The organism is Microbacterium sp. CBA3102 (genome assembly GCF_007954505.1).
GTDB lineage: Bacteria > Actinomycetota > Actinomycetes > Actinomycetales > Microbacteriaceae > Microbacterium > Microbacterium aurugineum.
Map to the genome: position 1 here is coordinate 1,753,149 of NZ_CP042412.1, position 21,757 is coordinate 1,774,905.

Genomic DNA, 21,757 nt, shown 5'->3' on the forward strand with positions numbered 1-21,757 from the left:
ATGCACATCGGCATCGACGTCGGCGGCACCAACACCGACGCAGTCCTCATGGACGGCACCCGCACGCTCGCGGGCGTGAAGCACTCGACCACCCCCGATGTCACCAGTGGCATCATCCAGGCGATCGAGGATCTGCGGGCCGGGCACGCGTTCGAGGGCGCCGACGTCGACGCCGTCATGATCGGCACGACGCACTTCATCAACGCACTCGTGCAGGCGAGCCGTCTGGCGCCGGTCGCGGCACTCCGCCTCGGACTCCCGGCGACGCGAGCTCTGCCGCCGCTGATCGACTGGCCCGACGTGCTGGTCGAGGCGACGCAGGCCCGCAGCTATCTCGCCCACGGGGGCTACGAGTTCGACGGCCGACCGATCTCACCCCTCGACCCGGACGAGATCCGGGCGCACGCCGAAGACATGAAGTCGCACGGTATCCGCTCGGTCGCGATCTCGTCGGTGTTCAGCCCGGTCAACCACGACCTCGAGGTGCGGGCGGCAGAGATCGTCGCAGAGGTGCTGGGGGCGGATGCCGCCATCTCGCTCTCCCACGAGATCGGACGCATCGGACTGCTGGAGCGCGAGAACGCGACGATCATCAACGCCGCGCTGCGCGAGCTCGCGTCCGAGATCGTCGATGGGCTGACCTCCGCCGTGCGCGCCCAGGGCATCGAGGCGCCGATCTTCCTCAGCCAGAACGACGGCACGCTCATGGACGAGGAGTACGTGCGTCGCTACCCGGTCGCGACGTTCGCCTCCGGTCCGACGAACTCGATGCGCGGAGCAGCCGCGACGAGCGGTCTGGACGACTGCGCCGTGATCGATGTGGGCGGCACCACGGCAGACATCGGGCTGCTGATCAACGGCTTCCCGCGGGAGACCGCGAACGAGGTCAAGGTCGCCGGCATCCGCACCAACTTCCGGATGCCGGACGTCCTCTCGCTCGGCATCGGTGGCGGCAGCATCGTCGATGAGGAGACTGCGGAGGTCGGACCGGCATCCGTCGGGTACAAGCTGACCACGGAAGCGCTGGTGTTCGGTGGATCGACCCTGACCGCCACGGACATCGCGGTCGCGGCCGGCCGCGCCCACGTGGGCGACGCGAGCAAGGTCGCGCACCTCGACCCCGTGTTCGTCGAGCGGGTGCTCGCCCGCATCGCCGAGCGTGTGTCGGAGGCGGTCGACCGCATGCGCACGTCACCCGAGCCCATCGCGGTGGTCGCCGTCGGCGGAGGCTCGATCCTGCTCCCCGACGAGCTGCCGCTGTTCGGCACCGTGCACCGACCTGAGAATTACGCGGTCGCGAACGCCATCGGCGCCTCGATCGCACAGGTCGGCGGTGAGATCGACAAGGTCTACGCGATCCAGCCCGGTCGTCGTGACGAGACACTCGCCGAGGTGCGCGCCGAGGCGGTCGACAAGGCGATCGCGGCGGGTGCCAAGCCCTCGACCGTGTCGATCATCGACTTCGACGAGGTGCCCATCCCGTATCTGCCCGGCAACGCCACGCGCATCCGCGTCAAGGCGGTCGGCGACCTCGACATGGGGGCGTGACATGAGCTGGACGATCACCCCCGCCCACATCGACGGGCTCGCTCGCGGTGCCGCGGTGCTCGGCACGGGAGGCGGAGGGGATCCGTACATCGGTGCCCTCCTCGCGCGTCAGGCCCTGACCTCCGGCGACGTCACGGTCGTCGAACTCGACGAGGTGCCCGACGATGCGCTCGTGCTGTTCGTCGCGATGATGGGCGCGCCGACCGTCATGGTCGAGAAGCTCCCCAGCCTCGCCGAGGTCATCGAACCGGTCAAAGCGCTCAGCGTCCACCTGGGCCGTCCGGTGACCCACATCGCGTGCGCGGAGGTGGGCGGAGTCAACTCCACCATCCCGATCGCCGCCGCGGCCGCACTCGGACTGCCGCTGGTCGATGCCGACGGCATGGGGCGCGCGTTCCCGGAGCTGCAGATGGTTCTGCCGACGCTGTACGGCGTGACGGCATCGCCCCTCGCGTTCAGCGACGAGAAGGGCAACACGGGGGTGCTGCAGACGGCCGACAACTCGTGGACCGAACGCATCGCTCGCGTGGCCTGCGTCGAGATGGGCTGCTCGGTCATGATCTCCGGGTTCTCCATGTCCGGCTCGGCGGCGCGCGAGTCGCTCGTCGCGGGATCGCTGTCCCGCTGCATCGAGATCGGGCAGCGCATCGCGACGGCACGCGAGGAGAAGTCCGATCCGGTCGACGCAGTCGTCCGGCTCCTCGGCGGACGCGAGCTGTTCGATGGGAAGGTCGTCGACGTGCACCGCGCCACCACCACGGGCTTCGCGCGCGGCCGTGCTCGCATCGACGGGGACGCCGACCGCTCGCTGACGCTGCAGTTCCAGAACGAGCACCTGGTGGCCGAAGCCGACGGCACGGTCCTGGCGACCACGCCCGATCTGATCATGGTGCTCGACGGCGAGTCCGGTGAGCCGATCACGACCGAGGGACTGCGTTACGGACAGCGGGTCCGGGTGATCGCGGCTCCGGCCGATGAGCGCTGGCATTCGGACGCCGCCCTCGCGATGGTCGGCCCGGGGTACTTCGGGTACGACATGGCGGCCCACCGCTTCGACGGCAGCATCTCCACCGGAACCGTGTCGGCGGGAGCGACGGCATGAGCTGGCAGCTCACCGCGGCCGACCTTCCCGATCTCGCTCGCGGCGCGACCTTGCTCGGGACCGGTGGGGGCGGTGACCCGTACATCGGCAAGATGCTCGTCGAGCGCGTGCTGGGCGAGGGGAGCATCACGATCCTGGATCCGGACGAGCTCGCCGACGATCTGTTCGTGATCCCGACCGCCCAGATGGGTGCGCCCACCGTCATGGTCGAGAAGATCCCAGCCGGCACCGAGCCCACGCTCGCCCTGCGCACGCTCGAGGAGCACCTCGGACGCGCGGCGGATGCCACGATGCCGATCGAGTGCGGCGGCATCAACTCGATGATCCCGCTCATCGTCGCGGCCGAGACGGGCCTGCCGGTGGTGGATGCCGACGGCATGGGTCGGGCGTTCCCCGAGCTGTCGATGGAGACCTTCGCCGTGTACGGCGTGCATGGATCGCCCCTCGCACTCGCGGGAGAGCGCGGCGAGAAGGTCGTGATCGACACGGGAGACGACGACCGGCAGATGGAGTGGCTCGCCCGCGGCATCACGATCCGTCTCGGCGGCGTCGGCCACATCGCCGAGTACGCGATGACCGGCGCGGACGTCCGGCGCACCGCCGTCCCGCGCACGATCTCGATGGCCCTCGCGCTGGGCCGCGCCATCCGTCTCGCCCGGGAGGAGCATCGTTCACCGTTCGAGGCGATCGCCTCGACCCTCGCGACGACGCTCTACCCGCACCTTCGGGAACTCTGCGTCGGCAAGGTCATCGACGTCGAGCGGCGCACGACCGAGGGGTTCGCCAAGGGGCGTGCGGTGATCGCACCGCTCGACGCAGAGGAGGGCGCCACTTTCGAGATCTCGTTCCAGAACGAGAACCTCATCGCCCATCACGGGGAGGCGCTCGTGGCGATCGTGCCCGACCTCATCTGCGTGGTCGATCACGAGACGGCCGAGCCCATCACCACCGAGGGACTCCGCTACGGGCAGCGCGTACGGGTGCTCGGCATCTCCACACCCGAGATGATGCGCACCCCCGAGGCGCTCGCCGCCTTCGGACCGTCCGCTTTCGGCCTCGCCGCGGACTTCGTCCCGGTCGAGACGCTGGCCGCGGGTGAGGACGTTTCTCCCTAGGCTGGAGCGCATGATGCTGCAGCGCGACGACCTCACGGCGCTCGCCCGCGGCTATTCGCTCCTCGGATCCGGCGGTGGCGGTTCGACGACCATGCTCGAGCTGATGCTCGCCGGGTCCGACCGGGAGCCGATCGAGATCTCCCCGATCTCCTCGCTGGACCCGCGGACACCCTGCCTGGGCGTCGCCTTCGTCGGTTCGACGATGCTGCTCGGCGAACGCCTTCCCGGCGCCGACCCCTTCGCTCGTCTGCTGGCCGCGGTCGAACGGTGGATCGGTCATCCCGTTCCCGCGGTCTGCTCCCTTGAAGGCGGCGGGATGAACGGGCTCGCTCCGTTGACTCTGGCCGGGTCCCACATCGTGGTGGACGCGGACTGCACCGGCCGTGCCGTTCCGGGGCTGGACCAGATGTCGTTGTTCGTCGACCGGGTTCCCGGACTCGTGTTCGCCTGCGACACCGGCGCCGGAGGGGTCGCCCTCGTCGAGGCGCACCGGGCGATCGACGCCGAGCGGGTCGTGCGGTCCGCGATCATCCAGGCGGGCGGCGTCGGCTGTGCGGTGCTCGGAGGCTTCACGGTCGGCGACCTCCACGAACACGCGATCGGGGGCCATCTGGCGCATGCACTCGAACTCGGCAGGGCCTACCTCGCATCGGCGGGCGCGCCCCTCCCGCTCCTGGCGGATGCCCTCGGTGGCGAGCTGCTGGCTGAAGGGCGTATCGTCTCGGTCGCCGCCTCGCCGCAGGATCCGCACGTGAACGCCGTCGAGATCAGCGGACTCGGCGGTGCCGTCCACCGTGTGGTGAGCCGATCCGAGACCCTCGCGGTGCTGACCGATGGGCTGCTGGTCGCGTCCGCCCCCACGATCATCGTGGTCGTCGATGCGGTGTCACGCGAGATCCTCGAGGTCACGGAACTGCGTCTGGCACGGAACGTCGCGGTCTTCTCCATCCCTGCGCCCGCCTGGTGGAATGCGCGGCCCGAGCGTCGCGCGAAAGTGCTGCCCTCCGCCTACGGCCTCGACGATCTGGATGCGGCGTGAGCGCGCGGCTGCCCGTGAGCGCGCTGCTCTCCCACACGGAGAACGGCGGCCTGCAGTGGGTCGCCGGACCACGCGATGCGGCGTGGGAGGCGGTGGCCGTCGGCGCGAGCGAAGTCGAACTCACCGAGAGGGGTGCCGAGCGGCTCGCGATCATCACCGCATCGGCCCCGACATCGACCTGGCAGCAGGACGCTCTGCTGCGCCGGCTGCGCGACCGGGGGTTCACCGGGCTCGCCGTGTCCGGGGCGGCGGACTTCGACGCGGGCGCGTTCCGCCTCGCGGATCGGATCGGCCTGTGCCTGCTCGACGTCCCGCGCCCCATCCAGCTCGCGAAGGCCTGTTGGATGCTGATCGAGGCACGCGATGCGCTGACGCTCAGCCAGGTGCGCAAGGTCGCGCAGTCGTTCGAGTATGCCGCCGATGATCTCACCGATCTGCTCGGACACATCGCGGCGAACCTCGGTGTCGGTGCCGCGCTGATCGACTCGTCCGGTGTCTTGCAGGAGGCGGGCGCGCATCTCGACGAGCGACTGCATGCGGCCATCAGCTTCGACTCGTGGCTCGATCGCGTGAGCGTCGGCGAGACGGCTGCGGCGTCGGTGCGGGTCGACAGCCCCGGACGCAGCGGTCTGAGGCTCGTGCTCTTCGGGCAGGGCCTCGGCGAGGCACAGGTGCAGTCGCTCTCGGTCGCGGCCGAGGTCGCGATGCCCGCCGTCGCGGCCCGCATCCTGATCGACGAGGTGGCGGCCGTGAATGACGTCGCCGTGTCGTCCGGGCTGCTGCGTGACTTCGTGGACCTGCACGGAGCGGCGGATGCCGATGTCCAGCGGCGGATGCTCGAGCGCGGCTGGCGCACGAGCGGTCATCATCTCGGTTTCCGGGTGGTGGCGAGAGGGCGGCTCGATTCGTTCTCGCTGCTGCGCTCCGTCAGTGCCGGACTCAGTGCGATCGACGCGGAGGCGCATGCCACGACAGCGGGTCGAGGACTGAGCGGGTGGCTGACGTTCCCGGACGCCCCCGATCCCGATCGCGTCGAGCGGGCCGTCGCCGCACTGCGTGAGCTCCACCTGGGTGTCCTGCGGGACTTCACCGTCGCGACCGGCGTCGGATCCTTGCAGGCCGGATCCGAGGGACTCGCCACGACGCTGGACGAGGCGGGGGATGCGGCGCGGATCGCGGCGGCGCGGTCGGCGACCGGGTGGTTCGTACGGGTGGACAGTCTCGGCCTGGAGCAGCTGCTGCTGGCGTGGACGGGGAACGACACGTTCGTGCCCGCCGCGGAATCCCTCCTCGCCCCGCTGCGGGAAGGGGGAGGCGAACTGCTCACCACTCTTTCCGCGTATCTCGATCACGAGTCGGGCATAGCGGCGACGGCGACGGCTCTCGGTCTGCACCGCAACACCATCGCCGTGCGGATCCGGCGCGTGCAGGAGCTGCTCGGGATCGACATGAACGACCCCGAGGCACGATTGGCGCTGCACCTGGCCTGTCGAGCCGTGCAGCCGCGCTGAGGCCGGGCGGGTTCAGTCCTCCGGATCGCCGTGCAGCATCCAGGGGATGCCGAAGCGGTCGACGAGCATCCCGAAGAGGCCACCCCACGGCGGCACATCGAGCGGCATCGTGATGGTCGCCCCTTCGGACAGCTTCTCCCAGACCTTGCGGGTGGTGTCCTGAGAGTTGCCGCTCAACGAGACCGAAAAACCCTGCGGCTTCTCGTACGGCATGCCGTCGGGGGAGTCGGAGCCCATCAGCACGAGTCCGCCCGGTGCATCCAGCTGTGCGTGCATGACGAGGTCCTTCTGGCTCGGATCCTGCACCATGTCGGGGAACTCTCCGAAGGTGTTGATCACGAGCTCCCCGCCGAGCACGCTCCGGTAGAACTCCATCGCCTCGCGGGCTTCGGTGCGGAAGGACAGATACGGATTGAGGTTCGCCATGATCGCTCCGGGGTGAGGTGGATGCATCGACCGCACGCTCAGTCTGCGCCGCCTCCGACCGGATCCGCAAGAGGACTCCTGCGCGCTCCGAGAACCCCGTGCGTCGGTGGAGCAGGTGCTCACCGCGCGGCGAGCCACTCCGTGAAGGTCTGGTGTCCGAGGTCGGCGTCGGGACCGGGAAGTGCATCGCCGGCACGCATCCCCGCCATCTGTGGGCCGGGGACGTTGAGCGCCGGGATCCACCCTCGATACCCCTCCCGGCGGGCGAACGCCCGGATCATGGTGGAGAGCTGTTCCTCGCGCGGGCCGGCGAGGTCACGCGCCCGGCCCTGCGGCTCCGACGTCGCGAGGGCTGCGAGCCGGGCGCCGACCTCGGAGGCGGCCACGGGTTGGGTGCGGGCGTTCGGGGCGAGGTGCAGCGGCCCCAGTTTCGCCCGCGCGAACATCTGCCCCGCGAACTCGTGGAACTGTGTCGCCCGCAGAATCGTCCAGGGCACCCGTGAGGACGCGATCACCTTCTCCTGCGCGATCTTGCCTGCGTAGTAGTCGTAGGGGATGCGGTCGATACCCACGATCGACAGGAGCACGACGTGTCGGACCCCCGCCTCCTCGGCCGCGGAGACGAGGGTCCCGGTCGCGGCGGTGAAGAACTCGATCGCCGCGGCGGCCTTGAGCGTCTCGATGCTCGTGACGTCGATCACGACGTCGGCACCGTTCAGTGCGGCATCGAGGCCCCGGCCGGTCACCAGGTCCACCCCGTGCGAACGGCTGAGCACCACCGCGTCATGTCCGTCCGCCTCGATCGCGGCCACGGTCGGCCGACCGACCGTCCCGGTTCCTCCTGCGACGGCGATTCTCATGGGTGCTCCTTCTCTCTCGATTTCATCCTTCTCCTCTTTCGACGACGCAGACCCCGGGAATGTGAGGCGACAGCCGAAAAGACGGCAGCGGCAGGCGCCGAGTCGGGCCAGGATGGAGGCGATGGATGATCTCGAGGTGATCGACGCCGAACGCCGCACCCTGCTCGCTCTCGCCTATCGTCTACTCGGCACGGTCGCCGATGCCGAAGACGCGGTGCAGGAGACGTATGTGCGGTGGTACCGGATGAGCGTCGAGGAACGTGCACAGATCAGGAACCCCGCTGCGTGGCTGACCCGCGTCGCCGGACGTATCTGCCTGGACGCGCTGGGATCGGCGCGTGCTCGTCGGGAGAGGTACGTCGGCCCCTGGTTGCCGGAGCCCGTTCCGCACGACTCGCTGCTCGCCGCCCGTCCGCACCCGGATCCGTTGGAGCGGATGACGCTCGACGAGTCGGTGGGGATGGCCCTGCTCGTCGTGCTGGAGTCGCTCACCCCCGCCGAGCGGGTCGCGTTCGTGCTGCACGACGTGTTCGGTGTCCCCTTCGCCGAGATCGCGGAGACGGTCGGTCGGAGCCCGGATGCGGTGCGCCAGCTCGCCTCGCAGGGTCGTCGGCGCGTGCGCGAACGCCGGGCGGTCGTGGCGTCGCGGGAACAGCACGATGCCGTGGCGAGAGCTTTCCTCGCCGCTGCGTCGACCGGAGAGCTCGACGGTCTGATCGCACTGCTCGACCCCGACGTCGTGCTCGTCTCCGACGGAGGAGGGAAGAAGTCGGCCGCGCTGCGGCCGGTGGCGGGAGCGGACCGCGTGGCACGCTTCCTGCGGGGGATCGCGCAGCGCCATCCCGAGGCCGAGGTCTCGCTCGTCGCGGCTCCCGACGGGCTCGTGATGCTCGCGACGATCGACGGCCGCGCGGATGCGGTCTTCTCCTTCGTCGTCCGCGAAGACCGCATCACGGAGGTCTTCGCCGTGCGCAATCCCGACAAACTCAGTCAATGGCCGTGAGACCTCACTCGGTACGATGGCGAGCGTGACCACCTCGACCGTGCGCCCCGGCATCGCCGAACGGCTTTCGCAGATGATCCGGATCCCGACGGTCTCGGCGGAGCTCGATGAGCGCGGACCTGCCCCCTTCGAGGAGTTCGTCGCGCTGATCGCCGAGCTGTACCCCTTGACGCACCGGGATTTGCGGCTGGAACGGCACACCGACTTCGGTCTCCTGTTCCACTGGGCGGGCAACGGCGCGGCGGGCCGAGACCCTCTCGTGCTGATGGCGCACTACGACGTCGTCCCCGTCGACGAGAGCGACGCGTGGACGTATCCGCCGTTCGCGGGAACCATCGCCGACGGTTCGGTGTACGGCCGAGGCGCCCTGGACGACAAGGGCCCGCTGCTCGTCGTGCTCGAAGCCGTGGAGAATCTGCTCGCGGACGGCTTCGTCCCGTCCCGCGACGTGTACCTCTCGTTCGGCGGCAACGAGGAGACCTACGGGAAGGCGGCGGAGGAGATCGCACGCGTGCTGCGCGCACGCGGCGTGATGCCGTGGCTCGTCCTCGACGAAGGCGGCGCCGTCGTCGATGCGCCGCTGCCCTTCGTCCCCGGTCGAGCGGCGATGATCGGTGTGGGGGAGAAGGGCGTGATGACCCTCCGGTTGACGGCACGGGGCGAGGGTGGTCATGCGTCCGCACCGCCGTCGCTCACCGCGGTCCGACGCGTCGCGAGAGCCGTCGACCGGCTCGGACCCACGACCTTCCGACCTCGTGCCTCGAAAGCGATCCTGCGGATGCTGTCGCAACTGGCGACACGCACCCCGGGGCCGGCCCGCCACCTGCTGAGGTTCTTGGGGTCGATGCCGCTGGTGACCGCGCAGGTCTTCGCCGCGCTCGGGGGTGAACCCGCCGCTCTCGTCCGCACGACCGTGGCTCCGACCATGCAGTCGGGCGGCACGGCGGCGAACGTGCTGCCCTCGCAGGCGTCCGCCACCCTCAACCTCCGCATCGCGCTGGGCGAGACCACCCAGCAGACGGTCTTCCGGGTGCGGCGGCGCATCCGCGATCCGCTCGTCTCCGTCGAGGTGGTCGAAGCGGGGGAGCCCTCGCCGGAGTCGCCCACCGACAACGCGCAGTTCGCGTTGCTCGCAGCCGCGTTGGACGTCTCCCATCCCGGGGTTCCCGCCGTGCCCTATGTGATGATGGCCGCCACCGACTCCCGGCACTTCCATCGCTTCTCGCCCGCTGTCTACCGCTTCGCGCCCTTGGACATGTCGAATGCCCAGCGAGCGTCGATCCATGGCGTCGACGAGAGCGTCGAGATCGTCGCCCTGGAGCGCGGGGAGCGATTCCATCGGGCACTTCTCGAACGACTAGGGTGATCTCACCCCGCCTCCTGCCGACGCAGGAGCATCCGAACGAGAAGCAGGAGACGCGATGACGCGCACCCGCACACTGGGCACCCTCGCCGTCGTCGTCGGCTTCCTCGCCTTCGTCGAGTTCACGAGCGGTGTGCTGCAGGGGTACTACACGCCCATGCTGACGGACATCGCCCGTCATCTCGGGGTCCATGATGCCGACGTGAACTGGCTCGAGGGCACGCAGCTGATGCTCTCAGCCCTCGTCGTCCCGGCGTTCGCGAAGCTCGGCGACATGGTCGGCCACAAGCGGATGCTGCTGATCTCCACCGCGGTCACCGGCGCGGCCGCCCTGGTGCTGCCGTTCACGGACTCCTTCGGGGTGTTCCTCGCCGCCTGGGCGCTGATGGGGTTCTACGTCGTCTGGCTCCCGCTGGAGATCGCCCTCATCTGGTCACGGTCGCGGCGGATGGAGGGTCGCTCCTCGATCACCGCCAAGGCGGCGGGACTCCTGGTCGCGGCCCTCGAAGGCGGCGCGATCATCGGAGCCCTCGTCGGCGGTGCACTCATCGACGTCCTGCCGCTCACCGTGGTCCTGCTGGTGCCCGCCGTGCTGATCGTGGTGTGCTTCTTCGTGATCCTGCTGGGGGTCAAGGAGTCTCCGGAGCCCGCGGGCGGCGTCTTCGACACGATCGGTCTCGTGCTGATCTCGCTCGCACTCGTCTGCTTCACCGGTGGTCTCAGTCTGCTTCGCCTCGAGGGCGGACTGGAGAACCCCTGGTCGTGGGGTGTGGTGGTCCTGGGTGTGCTGCTGGTGGTTCCGTTCGTGTTGTGGGAGCTGCGGTGCGAAGACCCCCTCATCGATGTGCGCATGTTCCGCTCGCCCGCACTCGGCCCGGTGTTCCTGACGGCAGGGCTCTTCGGGGTGAGCGTCCTCGGCGCGCAGGCACCGCTGTCGACGTTCGCGCGCACCGACCCCGCGGTCTACGGTTACGGTCTCGGGACCAGCGGATTCGCGACCTCGCTGATCATCGGCGTCTACCTCGTCGCCATGATCACGGGTGCCCTGCTTTTCCCGTCGTTCGCGCGATGGATCACCCCACGCCTGACGCTGATGGGGGCATCGGTGCTCGTGGGACTCGGCTTCCTGCTCTTCCTGCCGTTCCACGACACCTACACGCAGGTCATCGCGAACATGGTCGTCGTCGGACTCGGCTCAGGCGCCCTGGTGGCCGCGCTTCCTGCCGCCGCGGCCTCGGCAGCACCTGCGTCGCAGACCGGCGTCGCGACGGGCCTCACGAACTCCGTCAAGACCGTCGGCGGGGCGATCGCCTCGTGTGTGTTCGGCATCGCGCTGCTGCACGGCGTCGCTACCACGGCGGGGGCGACCGAGGGGACCGCGGGTTCGCTCGCCGGCTACTTCACCGTGTGGATCGTGTGCGGCGCCACCGCTCTCGCCGCAGCCGTGATCCTCGTGTTCGTCCCGAAGACCGCGTTCACCGACCGGGCTGCCGATGCGGAGGTCGTCCCGGCACTCTGACGTCACTCGCGCAGATCGAGCGCCCGGGCGATCGCCGTCCAGGCGTCGGCGCCGAGGGCCGCATCGGCGGATGGTGTGCCGCCCCGACCCATGGTCACACCGCCGTGGACGGCCGTCTCGCCGGGAAGGGTGATGCGGTGTCCGGCCTCGGGGTGGGTGACGAGGGTCGTCTCTCTGGCGTGCAACGAGCGGCGACGCTGGATCTCGGCCGCAAATCGGTCGCTTGGCCAGACGCGGTCGTCTCCGCCGGCGACGAGGATGACCGGACCGGTGATGCCCTCGACCCGGATCTCCGCCGCGCGGGTGAGATCGGGATCGCGGGCGAGGCTGGATTCGTAGAGCGAGCGATACTCGGGCGGTTCGGTCGTCGGGGACCACGACGGATCGAACCCCACGGAGGGAAGCGGAGTGCCACGAAGGCTCCAGTGCGACGACCAGTTGCCGTCGACGACGCCCGACCAGACGACGGATGACGGCGCGACCGCGACGGTGGCGTCGACCGGGTGCAGCGACGCGGTGACGAGTGCCGCTTCTGCTCCGAACGACGTGCCGAAGATCGCGACGCGATCCGCATCACGGCGGAGCAGATCCAACTGGTCGACGAAGATCTCGATCGGTACCTCGTGCGGAGCGGGGCGCTGGCCCGTGCCGCCGAACCAGCGGATGGCGCGGACCCGGGCCCCGTGCCGCGCGAGCAGGTCGGCCCGCTGAGCCTCCACACGTCCGCTGGATCCGGCGAGGAGCAGGACCGCGGTGCCGCAGGGAGCCTCTGGAAAGGCGTCGTGCCGGTCGGCGGGGTCGACCGAGGTGCGGGGAAGCTTCGTCGTCATCACTCGCGATCGAGCCCGAACGTGCGCTTCACGATGGCCTGGACGTCGCGGTCGAGGGCATCGATGCGGGTGTTCACGGTGTCGAATCGGGCGTTCATCTCGGTGCGCAGACCGCCGAGCTGTCCGTTCATCTCGGTGCGCAGGCCAGCGATCTCGCTGCGGACGATCCGGACGAACAGGGTCGAGACGACCGTGAGGGTGCTGAACATCAGCACGGTGAACGATCCGATCATGGTCCAGATCTGTGCGTCATTCATGAATCCCACTCCGTCATCGTCGCATCGATCCGGCAAGCCTGCCAGAGTGCGGGAGGCGAAGATATCGGCTACTCACGAACGGCGGACAACTGGTTTGCATGCCGTTCGGTGGAGGAAACGTCAGTCCCCGCCCTGGGGGGTGTGCAGGAACTCGATCCGGATGCCGTCGGCATCTTCGACGGAGGCGAGGTGCTGCCACCCGACCGGGCGGTGGGGTTCCCACCGCCCGGTCCTGTTCAGTCGCCCTTCACGTTGACGATCTGCCGCAGCGTGTGCCGGATCGATACGAGGCTCGCGGCATCCGCCATCACCTGGTCGATCGGCTTGTACGCCTGGGGGATCTCATCGATGAAGGCATCCGTGTCACGGAACTCGATTCCCGTCATCGCTGCCCGCAGCTGCTCGTGGGTGAAGGTCCGCCGTGCTGCCGACCGGGAGTACTCCCGCCCGGCACCGTGCGGAGAGGAGTTCAGCGACTGCGGGTCGCCGAGCCCCTCGACCACGTACGAGGCGGTGCCCATCGACCCGGGGATCAGTCCTGGTCGCCCGGCGTCCGCCTGGATGGCACCCTTCCGCGACACCCACACCTGCGCGCCGTAGTGCTTCTCCGACTCCGTGAAGTTGTGGTGGCAGTTGATGCGCTCCTGCTCGTCGACCGCGGTGCCGAGGAATTCCGAGACCTGGCGCATGACGCGGTCCATCATCTCCTCCCGGTTCAGCAGGGCGAAGTGCTGGGCCCACCGCAGTTCCCGGATGTAGCGGGTGAACTCCGCGGTCCCCTCGACCAGGTAGGCCAGGTCGGGGTCGGGGAGGTCGATCCACCACTGCTTCGCCAGCCGCTGGGCGACGCCGATGTGGTGTCCGGCGATCTTGTTGCCGACGCCTCGCGATCCCGAGTGCAGGAACAGCCAGACCCGGTCGAGTTCGTCGACCGACACCTCGATGAAGTGGTTGCCCGAGCCGAGCGTCCCCAGCTGCAGCCGCCAGTTCCCGGCGTACTGGGCGGGATCGAAGCCGCTCTTCTCGGCGAGCTGCTCGAGCTCGGCGATGCGCGGTTCGGCGGTGGCCACGACCTTGCGGTTGTAGCGTCCGGCCGATAGGGGGATGGCGCGCTCGATCTGCTCCCGGAGTCCTGCGAGGTCATGACCTGCGAGGTCGTTCTCGGTGAACTGGGTGCGAACGGCGATCATGCCGCAGCCGATGTCGACGCCGACGGCCGCGGGGATGATCGCGCCGAGCGTCGGGATGACCGAGCCGACCGTCGCCCCCTTGCCGAGGTGGGCATCCGGCATCAGTGCCAGGTGCGGGTGGATGAACGGCATGCGGGCCGTGGTGTGCGCCTGAGCGAGTGTCTTCTCGTCGATCAGTGACGCCCACGACAGCAGCCGTGCGGAGAGCCTCTCCATGATTCCTTTCCTTGTGGTGGTTTCCGGCCACAGGTCAGGGGGTCTTCCACGGAAAACGCCCCGGACCTGACGGTACGGGGCGTTGTGAGAGCGGGTGCTGTCACACGGCGCGTGCCGGAGGGTACGACTCGTAGCGGTCATTGCGCTTCTGCTGAAGCTGCAACACCGCTGCGATGGGGAGGTTCCGCTGCGCGGTCATCCGTCGACTCCTCGGCTGGTGTGCTGCGCCGAATGGCACAGCTTTGCCACCCTAGGGTGCGACACGCCCGGGAGTCAAGCGGCACCGACCGCGCCGGAAGGCGAAAACCCAGACCAGCGCCGGGAGCTCCGGTGTGTCGAACCACGACCCGCCGCGAACACGTCGGCTGGTCCGGGCTTTCGCCGGGGGAAGGGTCAGTGTGGCGCGTGGTACTCGGCCTCGCCGCGCTTCCAGTACCCCTTCACGACGGCCTTCGCCGTGTCGACGCCCCAGCGTTCGAGCAGTGCCCTGCCCGGCTTGACGATCGACTGCTCCGCGGCGATGAACACGAACGGGTCGTCTCCGACGGCGTCGTCCGCGGTCAGAGTCTCGAGGAAGGCGATGAGTGCGGAACCGGAGGGGGCTTCGCCGCGATGCAGCCACTCGATGTCGACCGGTGCATCGATCTCCAACTCGCGTCCCTGGTTCACGGTCTCCACCACGATGCGGGCCGGGGTGCCTGCCGGGATCAGCGCGGCGAAGCGTCGGATGGCGGGGATCGCGGTCTCGTCGCCGACCAGCAGCCAGGAGCCAGGGTCGCCGGCCAGCACGGCTGACCCGCGCGGACCGCCGACACCGATCCGGGAGCCGAGCGGTGCCGTCGCCGCCCAGGGGGCCGCGACGCCCTGATCTCCGTGCACCGCGAACTCGACATCGAGCCAGTCGTCACCCCAGGCGAGCGGCGTGTACTCGCGGCTCGGCGAGGCGCGGAGTTCCTCGACCGAGTCCGTGGGGCCGGAGGGGAAGAAAAGCCGCATGTGGTCGTCGGCGCCCGGCGAATCGAAGCCGGCGAGGTCCGAGCCGGTCAGCCGCACGCGGACGAAATCCGGCGCGAGCCATTCCCGGGCACTCAGTGCGACGTGGCGGAAGCGCAGCTCCAGGCCACGACGTTCGATCGAGAATCCGGATTTCGTGTTGCTCATAAAGTAAGGCTAACCTAAAACTGTCGAGGGAAGGTTGCCCTAACCTCGCCATCCGGCGCCCGTCGTGTGCGCATCGATCCCGCAGAACAGGAGTCTCTCCATGTCCGTGCCCAGAACCCTCACCGCCACGAGCGTCGCGCTCGTCGGTCTTCTCGCCCTCGCCGGCTGCGCATCCGGCGGTTCGGCGGAATCGGAGAACAACGAACCCGCAGCCGCGACCGTCACGGTCGAGGACAACACCGGCACGCACGAGATCGCGACACCTCCCACCTCCGTCGTGGCTCTCGACAACCGCACCTTCCAGACACTGTCCGACTGGGGCGTCGAGCTCTCGGCCGGAGCCGTCGCGCTCATGCCCGAGACCGTGTCGTACGTGAAGGACGACGGCATCGTCGACATCGGACTGCACAGCGAGCCCGACCTCGAGGCCATCGTCGCCGTGGAGCCCGACCTGATCATCAGCGGCCAGCGGTTCACGCAGCACAACACCGCGATCGCCGACCTCGTGCCCGATGCGACGATCGTCGACCTCGAGCCGCGCGAGGGAGAGCCCTTCGACGAGGAGCTCAAGCGCCAGGTCACCGTGCTCGGAGAGATCTTCGGCAAGCAGGACGAGGCCGCGAAGCTCGTCGAGGACTTCGACGCCGCTGCCGAGCGCGCGAAGGCCGCGTACGACGACGCCGACACCGTCATGGCAGTCAACACCTCGGGCGGCGAGATCGGCTACCTCGCCCCGACCGTTGGCCGCTCGCTCGGCCCGATCTACGACCTTCTCGGGCTCACCCCGGCGCTTCAGGTCGACGACGCGACCGATGACCACCAGGGCGATGAGATCTCCGTCGAGGCGATCGCCGCGTCGGACCCCGACTGGATCCTCGTGCTCGACCGCGACGCCGTGTTCGCTGCCGAAACCCCGGACTACGTGCAGGCTGCGGAGATCCTCGAGAGCTCCGAGGCCCTCGCCGGCGTCACGGCCGTGAAGGAGAAGCAGCTCGTCTACATGCCCACCGACACGTACCTGAACGAGGGCATCCAGACCTACACGTCGTTCCTCAACGACTTCGCAGACGCCCTCGAGAAGAGCGCGAAGAACTGAGGTACTGCGGCGGCATCCGGATGATCCGGGTGCCGCCGCACGGTCATCATGGTCTCCACCGACATCACCCAGCCGCCCCGCCACGCCGGGCGGCTCTTCGACGTGAAACTGCTCATCGGCGTGCTCGTCGTCGCGGTGCTCCTCGTGATCTCGCTCTTCACGGGCGTCTACGACATCGCCGGGGCGGACGACGGCGCGCAGATGTTCCAGATCACGCGCGTCCCCCGCACGATCGCCCTCGTTCTCGCCGGCGCCGCAATGGCCATGGCGGGCCTCGTGATGCAGCTTCTCACCCAGAACCGCTTCGTCGAGCCCACGACGACCGGGACCACCGAATGGGCGGGGCTCGGGCTGCTGATGGTCATGATCCTCGTGCCGCAGCCGTCGCTCCCGTTGCGGATGGCCGGTGCGATCCTCGCGGCCTTCGTCGGCACGATGGTGTTCTTCGCGTTCCTCCGTCGGGTCGCCCTCAAGTCCTCGCTCATCGTCCCGATCGTCGGCATCATGCTCGGTGCGGTCGTCGGTGCCCTGTCCACGTATCTCGCCCTGGTCACCAACTCGCTGCAGATCATCGGCGTCTGGTTCGCGGGGAGCTTCACCTCGGTGATGCGCGGTCAGTACGAGATGCTCTGGATCGTGGCGGTCATCGGGGTCGTCGTGTTCATCGTCGCCGATCGGCTGACCATCGCCGGACTCGGGGAGGAGGTCGCCACGAACGTCGGTGTGAACTACAACCGGATCATCCTGCTCGGCACGGTGCTCATCGCGGTGACCACCGGTGTCGTGACGGTCGTCGTCGGCAATCTTCCTTTCCTGGGGCTGATCGTGCCGAACATCGTCTCGATGGTGCGCGGTGACGATCTGCGCAGCAATCTGCCGTGGGTGTGCCTGCTCGGCATCGCGATCGTCACGGTGTGCGACATCATCGGCCGCACCATCATCATGCCGTTCGAGGTCCCGGTGTCGTTGATCCTCGGGGTCGTCGGCGCGGTGGTGTTCGTGCTCCTCCTGCTGAGGCAGCGTCGACGTGGCTAGCGCGGTGATGACACCGACGACGACGGGCGGCCCGGTGCGATCGGCCGGCTCGTTCACGACCCCGCGAGCGCGCCGTCGCTACGTCCTCGTCCTCGGCGTGCTCGTCGTCCTCGCCGCCGTCTCCGGCTTCGGGCTGCTGGCATGGGCGAACCCGATGCCGGTCGGCTCCGCAGGGTTCTGGCGCATCGCCCAGCACCGGGCGATCGATGTCACCGTGATGGCGCTCGTCGCCGTGTCCCAGGCGATCGCCACGGTGAGCTTCCAGACCGTCACCAACAACCGCATCATCACGCCGTCGATCATGGGCTTCGAGTCGCTGTACCGCGTCGTGCAGACCTCCACCGTCTACCTGTTCGGGGTCGCCGGACTCGTCACGATACAGGGCGTCGGCCAGTTCGCGATCCAGGTCGTCATCATGGTCGGACTCGCCGTCGCCCTGTACGGATGGCTGCTCTCGGGGCGGTACGGAAACCTGCAGATCATGCTTCTGGTCGGCATCGTGATCGGCGGCGGTCTCGGAGCGGTCGCCACGTTCATGCAGCGTCTGCTCACCCCCAGCGAGTTCGACGTGCTCGCCGCCCGTCTCTTCGGCAACGTCTCGAACGCGGACGCCTCCTACCTGCCGCTCGCGATCCCGCTCGTGATCGTGGCCTCCGCTCTGCTGTGGATCCGATCGCGTCGGCTCAATCTCATGGCCCTGGGTCCGGACGCCGCGCGCTCGCTCGGTGTCGATCATCGGCGCGAGCTGTTCGTCGTGCTGTTCCTCGTCGCCGTGCTGATGGCGACGTCGACCGCGCTGGTCGGGCCGATGACCTTCCTCGGCTTCCTGGTCGCCACGCTCGCCTACCAGTTCGCCGACACGCATGACCATCGGCTGATCTTCCCCGTCGCGGTGCTCACCGCCTTCACGATCCTTGCGGGGGCGTACTTCGTGATGAAGAACGTGTTCTACGCGCAGGGGATGGTCTCGATCCTGATCGAGCTCGTCGGCGGGACCGTGTTCCTCATCGTCATCCTCAGAAAGGGCAGACTGTGATCGCTCTCGACGGCGTCCGCCGGGACTACAGCAGCGAGGTCGCGATCGGTCCGGTCGACCTCGAGATCCCGACCGGCGGCATCACCGCGCTGATCGGACCCAACGGCGCAGGCAAGTCGACGCTGCTCACGATGATCGGCCGGCTGAACGGGATGGATGCGGGGGCCATCGAGATCGCGGGGCTCGATGTGGCCTCGACGAAGTCGAAGGACCTGGCGAAGGTCGTGTCGATCCTGCGTCAGGAGAATCACTTCGTCACGCGACTCACCGTGCGCCAGCTCGTGGGATTCGGCCGGTTCCCGCATTCGAAGGGACGGCTGACCCGGGCCGACGAGGAGATCATCAGCCAGGCCATCGACTTCCTCGACCTCGGTCCGCTGGAGGGGCGGTACCTCGACGAGCTCTCCGGAGGGCAGCGTCAGCGCGCCTACGTGGCGATGGTGCTGGCACAGGACACCGAGTTCGTGCTGCTGGACGAACCGCTGAACAACCTCGACATGCGCCACGCGGTGCAGATGATGAAGCACCTGCGACGGGCGGCGGAGGAGCTCGGACGCACGATCGTGATCGTGCTGCACGACATCAACTTCGCGGGGCATTACGCCGACCACATCTGCGCGATGAAGGACGGCGCGGTCGTGGAGTTCGGATCCCCTGCCGCGATCATGACGGATGAGGTGCTGTCGCGGGTCTTCGACACCCCCGTGAGTGTGATCGCCGGACCCTCCGGACCGCTCGCGGTGTACTACTGACCTCCGCGCACGAGCTCCTCAGAGCTCGATGCCGTGGTCTTCATCGTTGACGCCGGCGTTGTTCCCGCGCCGCGACTCGTACCCGAGGAACCAGCCCAGCCACACGATGGCGGCGAGGAGAACGCCCAGCCACACATTCTGGAAGATGAGCCCGACCACCACGCCGACGATCAACAGGCCGACGGTGATGGAGATGCGGATCGCTCTGCGGGACATGGCCCCAGCATAGGCGGCGGAGTCAGCGGTCGCGATGGTTCTCGGGTGCGAGGCGAGGGCCTCGGCGCGGCTCGTGCACCCCGCTGGCGGCGATGAGGCGGACCGCTCGCTGCCGTTGCCCCGCCCAGGGAGCGAGGAGCTCGAGCATCCCGGCGTCATCGGTGCGCGTGCCGGTGAGGGCGTAGCCGATCTCGTGGGCGAGGTGGTAGTCGCCGACGCTGACGGCATCGGTGTCGCCGAGCGCGCGGGCCCGGGTCTCCGCCGAGGTCCACACCCCGACGCCGGGAAGGCTCGTGAGAACGCGGTCGCGCGCCGTGCCGTCCGGGGCGGTCCGCACGGCGTGGGCGATGCGGTCGCCTCGTTCCGCGGCGCGCACGAGGGTCCGGGACTGTGGGGGCTCGACCCCGGCGCGGTGCCAGGCCCAGGAGGGGATGCGGTGCCACTGTGCGGCGGTGGGCGCGGTGAACATCGGTCGGGGCGTCGGGCCGGGGGCGCGCTCGCCGAAGCGGGAGACGAGCCAACGCCACGCTCCGAACGCCTGCATTCCGGTGACCTTCTGCTCGATGATCGCGCATGCCAGCGCGTCGAACACCTCGTCGGTGCGTGTCAGGCGCAGCCCGGGATGGCGATGCGCGGACTCGGCGACGAGAGGGTGATGCGATGCGTCGAACCCCTCGGCGTCGTCGTGGGCTCCACAGAGTGCGGGGACGGCATCGAGCGCGAAGTCCGTTCCGGGGCCCCAGGCGGTCGCGCGCACCTCGCCACCGATCGTGCGCACCGCCAACGTCGTCGGACCGAGGGGTGTGCGCACCGCCCGCCAGATCACCGATCCGGCGATGACCATGGTCGGGTCGCCCGTGCCACGGCGAAGGAAGCCGAGTGTGCGGCCGAGATCGAGAGGGTGCGAGGGGCGGTAGACGGTCTCCCGAGGGGCATCCGATGGCGCGACCTCAGCCGCTGCGGATTGCGCCGTCGATGTCATGCGCCCACCCTACGCGCCGGCCCTGACACCGACTCGCAGACGGTCAGAAGCGGTCGGGCGAGGGGGTTCCGTGTCCGTAGCGGATGACGACGTCGGCGTGACGGTCGAACCGGTAGCCGATTCCCCGCACCGTGCGGACGATGTCCTCGTAGCGTCCGAGCTTCGCGCGGAGACGACGCACGTGGACGTCGATCGTGCGCTCACCGGGGGTCTCGTCGTCCTGCGCCTGCCACAGAGCAGAGACCAGCTCGCTGCGTTCGATCGTGCGGCCCTCGCGCAGCACGAGGTACTGCAGCAGCTCGAACTCCTTGTAGGTGAAGGCCGCGGACTCCCCGTCGATCAGGACGCGCTTGCGGGAGATGTCGACGGTGACGCCGCTCTCCTCTTCCGCCGTGTCCTCTTCGGCAGCGGCCTTGGTGCGCGCGATGGCGCCCGGCTCCTGCAGGGCGAGGCGGACGACGTCGAGGTCGCGGCCGCCCGAGCCGTGCGGCGCGAGGGCGACCGTGGCGTGCGTCTCCGCACCCGGAGCGAGTTCGGCGAGGGTGCGCCGCAGGGCATCGACGAGCAGCGGCAGGCTCACACCGGCTTCGGCGGCCTTGATCTCGTCGAGCCCCACGTAGAGCGCGAAGCCTCGCGGGGAGCGGACGGCGGGAAGGTCTGCGGTGGCGGAGGGCACCGGTGCGGTGGCCTCGGTACGAGTGCGGATCGCGGCGGTGGTGGCGGGACGCTCGAGAAGTGCGGTGTTCGACATGATGATGAAGTCCTCAGGACGTGAGCCCGGATCGAGGGGGGCTCTGATGCGTTGCATGAATGACCGGCGGAGCCGGGAAGCGAGCAGAGGGTGGATGCTCGGAGACACTGGCCTCGCAGTTCGCGAGGAATCAGGTCAGGCGGGGTGGCTGTTCGTTCAGCGACACATTCGGCAACACATGCCAACGCGACCGGGCATCATCATCCCGGCAGTCCTGTTCGCCTCCTGGGCGGACAAAGGGCTTGCGTTGGTGGTCATGGGGGGATTATGTCCGATCGTGACGCCCCATGTCAAAACGCCCGGGCGCTCCTGGCGGGCGTAACGTGGATCGAATGACGATCTCGCACACTGTCGGAGGCTTCATCCTGACCGACGAGAAGGACGCGTCCCGCTACACGCTCATGCGCGATGGAAAGCTCGTGAGCGTTCTCGACTACCGCGACGACGGTCACACGATCGCTCTCACCCGCGCGTTCACTATCCCGACTTTCCGCGGCAACGGCTACGCGGGCAAGGTCGTGGAGGGTGCGGTGGCCGACATCGAGGAGCGTGGCGACCGCACGGTGGACGCGGTGTGCTGGTACGTCGCCGATTGGTTCGCCGCGCACCCCGAGCACGCCCCCCTGCTGCGCTCGCGCTGACCGCCGTCGTTTCATGACGTCGTGTTACGGCGGGTTACCGACGGGGTGACGTCATGAACGGGTCGCGGCACGCCTCGGACGGAATGTCCGAGGGGGTTCGTACCGTGT

At 68.9% G+C, this 21,757-nt stretch carries 22 protein-coding genes; 13 read left to right on the forward strand and 9 right to left on the reverse strand.

The features are described 5' to 3' along the window. Genes FGL91_RS08365 through FGL91_RS08385 form a run of 5 tightly spaced genes read left to right on the forward strand, consistent with a single transcriptional unit; the run spans position 1 to position 6,315 of the window. Complete coding sequence (locus FGL91_RS08365) at positions 1-1,548, forward strand: hydantoinase/oxoprolinase N-terminal domain-containing protein (protein WP_153243583.1); 1,548 nt, start codon at positions 1-3, stop codon at positions 1,546-1,548. A gap of 1 nt (position 1,549) precedes the next feature. Next, positions 1,550-2,650 carry a DUF917 domain-containing protein gene (locus tag FGL91_RS08370; protein ID WP_153243584.1) on the forward strand — a complete coding sequence of 367 codons (1,101 nt, stop codon included), beginning with the start codon at positions 1,550-1,552 and terminating at the stop codon, positions 2,648-2,650. Further along, positions 2,647-3,765, forward strand: a complete 1,119-nt coding sequence (locus FGL91_RS08375) for a DUF917 domain-containing protein (protein ID WP_153243585.1) — start codon at positions 2,647-2,649, stop codon at positions 3,763-3,765. The genes FGL91_RS08370 and FGL91_RS08375 overlap by 4 nt, the downstream gene beginning before the upstream one ends. Positions 3,766-3,775: 10 nt before the next feature. Beyond that, the gene (locus FGL91_RS08380) at positions 3,776-4,804 is read left to right on the forward strand and encodes a DUF917 family protein (RefSeq protein ID WP_131491731.1); all 1,029 of its coding nucleotides are present in this window, start codon (positions 3,776-3,778) and stop codon (positions 4,802-4,804) included. After that, complete coding sequence (locus tag FGL91_RS08385; RefSeq protein WP_131491732.1) at positions 4,801-6,315, forward strand: PucR family transcriptional regulator; 1,515 nt, start codon at positions 4,801-4,803, stop codon at positions 6,313-6,315. The genes FGL91_RS08380 and FGL91_RS08385 overlap by 4 nt, the downstream gene beginning before the upstream one ends. Before the next feature lie 12 nt (positions 6,316-6,327). Here FGL91_RS08385 and FGL91_RS08390 read toward each other — a convergent pair whose 3' ends face one another. Together FGL91_RS08390 and FGL91_RS08395 are read right to left on the reverse strand one after the other, a co-directional pair. Then, positions 6,328-6,768: a VOC family protein gene (locus FGL91_RS08390; RefSeq protein ID WP_315972128.1), complete on the reverse strand. Its 441-nt coding sequence runs from the start codon at positions 6,766-6,768 to the stop codon at positions 6,328-6,330. 92 nt (positions 6,769-6,860) lie between these two features. Continuing rightward, on the reverse strand, positions 6,861-7,601 hold the full coding sequence (locus FGL91_RS08395; RefSeq protein WP_153243586.1) for an SDR family oxidoreductase: 741 nt from the start codon (positions 7,599-7,601) through the stop codon (positions 6,861-6,863). Between the two features lie 121 nt (positions 7,602-7,722). On the opposite strand from FGL91_RS08395, the gene sigJ reads away from it, so the two are divergent. From sigJ to FGL91_RS08410, 3 genes are read left to right on the forward strand one after another with little or no spacing between them, the layout of a single operon-like run. Then, positions 7,723-8,604 (forward strand): RNA polymerase sigma factor SigJ, encoded by an 882-nt coding sequence (gene sigJ / locus FGL91_RS08400; RefSeq protein WP_047520518.1) that lies wholly within the window; start codon positions 7,723-7,725, stop codon positions 8,602-8,604. 16 nt (positions 8,605-8,620) lie between these two features. After that, on the forward strand, positions 8,621-9,970 hold the full coding sequence (locus tag FGL91_RS08405; protein ID WP_227991989.1) for a M20/M25/M40 family metallo-hydrolase: 1,350 nt from the start codon (positions 8,621-8,623) through the stop codon (positions 9,968-9,970). 55 nt (positions 9,971-10,025) lie between these two features. Next, positions 10,026-11,486 (forward strand): MFS transporter, encoded by a 1,461-nt coding sequence (locus tag FGL91_RS08410; protein ID WP_131491737.1) that lies wholly within the window; start codon positions 10,026-10,028, stop codon positions 11,484-11,486. Positions 11,487-11,488: 2 nt separating this feature from the next. Here the strand turns inward: FGL91_RS08410 and FGL91_RS08415 are convergent, their stop codons facing one another. The 4 genes from FGL91_RS08415 to FGL91_RS08430 all read right to left on the reverse strand — a co-directional run bounded on the left by FGL91_RS08415 (position 11,489) and on the right by FGL91_RS08430 (position 15,140). Further along, positions 11,489-12,316 (reverse strand): acyl-CoA thioester hydrolase/BAAT C-terminal domain-containing protein, encoded by an 828-nt coding sequence (locus FGL91_RS08415; protein WP_153243588.1) that lies wholly within the window; start codon positions 12,314-12,316, stop codon positions 11,489-11,491. Then, the gene (locus FGL91_RS08420; protein ID WP_227991990.1) at positions 12,316-12,573 is read right to left on the reverse strand and encodes a hypothetical protein; all 258 of its coding nucleotides are present in this window, start codon (positions 12,571-12,573) and stop codon (positions 12,316-12,318) included. The genes FGL91_RS08415 and FGL91_RS08420 overlap by 1 nt, the downstream gene beginning before the upstream one ends. Positions 12,574-12,809: 236 nt before the next feature. Further along, a complete protein-coding gene (locus FGL91_RS08425) occupies positions 12,810-13,979 on the reverse strand; it encodes an RtcB family protein (protein WP_131491740.1) in 1,170 nt (389 codons plus the stop codon). A 393-nt stretch (positions 13,980-14,372) separates the two neighbouring features. Then, positions 14,373-15,140 carry a siderophore-interacting protein gene (locus FGL91_RS08430; RefSeq protein ID WP_131491741.1) on the reverse strand — a complete coding sequence of 256 codons (768 nt, stop codon included), beginning with the start codon at positions 15,138-15,140 and terminating at the stop codon, positions 14,373-14,375. 100 nt (positions 15,141-15,240) lie between these two features. Here FGL91_RS08430 and FGL91_RS08435 point away from each other — a divergent pair, with 100 nt between their 5' ends. The 4 genes from FGL91_RS08435 to FGL91_RS08450 are packed head-to-tail and all read left to right on the forward strand — an operon-like array spanning position 15,241 to position 19,059. After that, positions 15,241-16,236: a siderophore ABC transporter substrate-binding protein gene (locus FGL91_RS08435; RefSeq protein ID WP_131491742.1), complete on the forward strand. Its 996-nt coding sequence runs from the start codon at positions 15,241-15,243 to the stop codon at positions 16,234-16,236. Positions 16,237-16,284: 48 nt separating this feature from the next. Further along, complete coding sequence (locus FGL91_RS08440; protein WP_131491743.1) at positions 16,285-17,271, forward strand: iron chelate uptake ABC transporter family permease subunit; 987 nt, start codon at positions 16,285-16,287, stop codon at positions 17,269-17,271. A 7-nt stretch (positions 17,272-17,278) separates the two neighbouring features. Then, positions 17,279-18,307 (forward strand): iron chelate uptake ABC transporter family permease subunit, encoded by a 1,029-nt coding sequence (locus FGL91_RS08445; RefSeq protein WP_153244707.1) that lies wholly within the window; start codon positions 17,279-17,281, stop codon positions 18,305-18,307. Further along, positions 18,304-19,059, forward strand: coding sequence for an ABC transporter ATP-binding protein (locus FGL91_RS08450; protein ID WP_047520533.1), 756 nt, complete (start codon positions 18,304-18,306; stop codon positions 19,057-19,059). Before FGL91_RS08445 ends, FGL91_RS08450 begins: the two co-directional genes overlap by 4 nt. Positions 19,060-19,077: 18 nt before the next feature. Here FGL91_RS08450 and FGL91_RS08455 read toward each other — a convergent pair whose 3' ends face one another. From FGL91_RS08455 to FGL91_RS08465, 3 genes are read right to left on the reverse strand one after another with little or no spacing between them, the layout of a single operon-like run. Next, positions 19,078-19,275: a hypothetical protein gene (locus FGL91_RS08455; RefSeq protein ID WP_047520535.1), complete on the reverse strand. Its 198-nt coding sequence runs from the start codon at positions 19,273-19,275 to the stop codon at positions 19,078-19,080. 22 nt (positions 19,276-19,297) lie between these two features. Next, complete coding sequence (locus FGL91_RS08460; protein WP_131491745.1) at positions 19,298-20,257, reverse strand: DNA-3-methyladenine glycosylase family protein; 960 nt, start codon at positions 20,255-20,257, stop codon at positions 19,298-19,300. A 43-nt stretch (positions 20,258-20,300) separates the two neighbouring features. Beyond that, positions 20,301-21,008, reverse strand: a complete 708-nt coding sequence (locus FGL91_RS08465) for a winged helix-turn-helix domain-containing protein (RefSeq protein ID WP_131491746.1) — start codon at positions 21,006-21,008, stop codon at positions 20,301-20,303. A 332-nt stretch (positions 21,009-21,340) separates the two neighbouring features. Between FGL91_RS08465 and FGL91_RS08470 the strand changes: the two genes are divergently transcribed. Beyond that, complete coding sequence (locus tag FGL91_RS08470) at positions 21,341-21,649, forward strand: GNAT family N-acetyltransferase (RefSeq protein WP_047520540.1); 309 nt, start codon at positions 21,341-21,343, stop codon at positions 21,647-21,649. The last annotated feature ends 108 nt before the right edge of the window (positions 21,650-21,757 follow it).